The organism is Streptomyces sp. NPDC058964, from assembly GCF_042741275.1.
GTDB lineage: Bacteria > Actinomycetota > Actinomycetes > Streptomycetales > Streptomycetaceae > Streptomyces.
Window position 1 is genome coordinate 3,070 of sequence record NZ_JBHYKH010000130.1, and the last position, 3,088, is coordinate 6,157.

Sequence of the window (3,088 nt, forward strand, 5' to 3'; positions counted from 1 at the left end):
CAGATCACCGGGCCGAAGATCTCCTCGCGGGCGATCCGCATGGAGTTGTCGACGTCGCCGAAGAGGGTCGGCTCCACGTACCAGCCGCGGTCCAGGCCCGGCGGGCGGCCGCCGCCGGTGAGGATCTTGGCGCCCTCCTCCTGGCCGATGCGGATGTAGTCGAGGTTGCGCTGCTGCTGGCGACGGGCGACGAGCGGGCCGACCTGGGTCGCCGGGTCCAGCGGGTCGCCGACCTTGAGCGCGCCGGCCGCCGCGGCGAAGGCGTCCGCGAACTCGTCGTAGCGGGAGCGCGGCACGAGGATGCGGGTCTGCGCGACACAGGCCTGGCCGTTGTTCATCCAGGCCGCGGAGACGATCCCCGGCACCGACGTCTCGATGTCGGCGTCCGGCAGGACGACGGCCGCCGACTTCCCGCCCAGCTCCAGCGTCACGCGCGTAAGGTTGCGGGAGGCCACCTCCATCACGCGCCGGCCCGCGGCGACCGAGCCGGTGAAGGACACCTTGTCGATCCCGGGGTGCCCGACCAGGTACTCGCTGACCTCGCGGTCCGCGGGGAGGATCGACAGCACGCCCTCCGGCAGTCCGGCCTCCCTGGCGATCTCGCCGAGGATGTACGCGTCCAGCGGCGACTCGGGCGACGGCTTGAGCACCACCGTGCAGCCCGCGAGCAGGGCGGGCGCGAGCTTGGCGGCGGCGACGAACTGCGGGACGTTCCACGGGACGACGGCCGCGACCACCCCGACCGGCTCGCGCCGCACGAGGATCTTCCCGAGGACGCCGTCGCGCGTCTCCTCGTGGGTGAAGTTCCGGGCGACCGTGATCGCCGCGTCCCACACCATCATCGCGCCGAGCGCCTGAGCGAGGACGCTCCAGGAGTACGGCGACCCGTTCTCGGAGGAGATCACCCGGGCGATCTCCTCGTGCCGGACGGCGATCGCGTCCTTGATCCGCGTGACGACCCCGATCCGCTCGTCGAGTGTCGTCCGAGGCCAGGGCCCCTGGTCGAACGCGGTGCGTGCGGCCGCGACCGCCCGGTCCACGTCCTCGCGCGAGGCGTGCGGCACCCGGCCGATGACCTCTTCCGTGTGCGGGGAGATCACCTCTATGACGTCCTTGCCCAGGGGGTCGGTCAACTCCCCGCCGATGAACAGCTGTCCGTGTTCCACGAGCTCGGTCATGGCCGACTGCCTCCCCGGGGACTGCATGTCTGACGATCCATCAGATAGGGAACTGATACCAGCTCCGTCCGGGGTAGTCCACGGATGCGACGGGGGCCGTTGGTCGACCCGGGCTCCCATGGAAACCTGTTCTAGTTATAGTGACGGGAACGCGGCGATTGGGGAGCCCATGGCGCAGGTGCACGACCACGGAGGCGGCGTCCGCTCCCTCCAGGTCCCCATCCCGGACAACCCCCTCGGCCACACCCTCGTATACGTCGTCGACACCGACCGGGGCCCGGTCCTGATCGACACCGGCTGGGACGACCCGGCCTCCTGGGACGCCCTCGCCGAGGGCCTGACGGCATGCGGCACGTCCGTCGCCGAGCTCCACGGGGTGGTGATCACCCATCACCACCCCGACCACCACGGACTGTCGGGCAAGGTGCGGGAGGCCTCGGGCGCCTGGATCGCCATGCACGCGGCCGACACCGCGATCGTGCGCCGCGCCCGTGAGACCCGGCCGGAGCGCTGGTTCTCGTACATGGCCGCCAAGCTCGCCGCCGCCGGCGCCCCCGAGGAGCACGTGGCTCCGCTGCGCACCGCACGGCGCCGTACCCTGCCCGGCCTCTCCCCCGCGCTGCCCGACCGGGAGGTCGTCCCCGGCGAGCTGCTCGACCTCCCGGGCCGCCGGCTGCGCGCGATCTGGACGCCGGGCCACACCCCGGGCCATGTCTGCCTGCACCTGGAGGAGGAGCACCCCTCCCGGCTCCCCGGTCACGGCCGTCTGTTCTCCGGCGACCACCTGCTCCCGGAGATCACCCCGCACATCGGCCTGTACGAGGATCCCGACGACGCGACGGTGACGGATCCCCTCGGCGACTACCTGGACTCGCTCGAACGCGTCGGACGCCTGGCCCCCGCCGAGGTCCTCCCGGCCCATCAGCACGCCTTCGCCGACGCGGCCTCCCGCGTAAGGGAGTTGCTCGCGCACCACGAGGAGCGGCTCGCCGGGCTGCTGGCGCTGCTCTGTGAGCCCCTCACGCCGTGGCAGCTGGCCGAGCGGATGGAGTGGAACCGTCCCTGGGAGCAGATCCCCTACGGATCCCGCAACATCGCGGTCTCGGAGGCCGAGGCCCATCTGCGCCGTCTGGTGAAGCAGGGCCGGGCGGAGGCGGTACCGGGGAGCGAGCCGGTGGCGTACGTGGCGGTGTGATCCGCCCGCCGCCGGGGTCCGTGCCTGCTGGACAGCCACATGGGGGACCGACACCGCGCGGGCTAACGAATCAGCGTACGTATCAAGTCCTCGGCGGCCGGCAGCAGTTCCACCTCCCGGGGGCTCATCGTCGGATTGGCCGCGCGCCGCTCGCGGGCCTGCGCGAGGCCGGACTCCGTGACACCGGACGGGTCTTCGAGCAGGGCCGTGAGCATCGCGCGGGCCGGGTCGGCGAGCGGTTCGCCGCCGACGGCGACCTGGGCCAGGATCACCGCGGACATGCCCCAGTCGAGACCGGGGTGGCCGTCCTCCGCGTTGGTCCAGTCGATGACCCGGGGCCCGTCCGGGGTGAGGATCACGTTGTCGGGATGGAGGTCCAGGTGCAGGACGCGGGCGCCGGGATCGTCGGCCCCGCGCCCGGGAACGGCGTGCAGCCGCCGCAGCAGCCCGGCGAGCGTCGAGCCCGCCTGCCGCGTGCCGAGTGAACCCTCCAGCAGGGCGCCCAGCATCGTCGGCCCGGACAGCCGCTCCATCACCAGGTCGGTGCGCGAGGCGGAGGGCCGTACCCGGGGCACGGGGTAGCCGTGGTCCGCCACGTACGACATCACGGCCGCCGCGGCGGCCGCCGCCCCCCCCCCCCCCCCGGGCCCGCGGCGCACCCCCCCCCCCGCCCTGTCCTACACAACCGCCCCCCCCGCCGCGCCCCCCCGACAAC

3 protein-coding genes are annotated in these 3,088 nt (G+C 73.2%); 1 reads left to right on the forward strand and 2 read right to left on the reverse strand.

Annotation, left to right across the window (positions count from 1 at the left end; all coding sequences use genetic code 11):
• Positions 1–1,178 (reverse strand): aldehyde dehydrogenase family protein (locus ACFW2E_RS18185; RefSeq protein ID WP_384467520.1); only part of this gene is annotated, 1,178 nt, incomplete at its 3' end.
• Between the two features lie 169 nt (positions 1,179–1,347).
• Between ACFW2E_RS18185 and ACFW2E_RS18190 the strand changes: the two genes are divergently transcribed.
• Positions 1,348–2,373: an MBL fold metallo-hydrolase gene (locus tag ACFW2E_RS18190; protein WP_384467522.1), complete on the forward strand. Its 1,026-nt coding sequence runs from the start codon at positions 1,348–1,350 to the stop codon at positions 2,371–2,373.
• A 62-nt stretch (positions 2,374–2,435) separates the two neighbouring features.
• On the opposite strand, the gene ACFW2E_RS18195 is transcribed toward ACFW2E_RS18190, so the two are convergent.
• Positions 2,436–3,032 (reverse strand): phosphotransferase, encoded by a 597-nt coding sequence (locus ACFW2E_RS18195; RefSeq protein ID WP_384467524.1) that lies wholly within the window; start codon positions 3,030–3,032, stop codon positions 2,436–2,438.
• Positions 3,033–3,088 lie beyond the last annotated feature (56 nt).

What these genes read in the sequence shown, in the direction of transcription:
- ACFW2E_RS18190 (WP_384467522.1), top strand. Translation starts at nt 1,348, where the DNA reads ATGGCGCAGGTGCACGACCACGGAGGCGGCGTCCGCTCCCTCCAGGTC.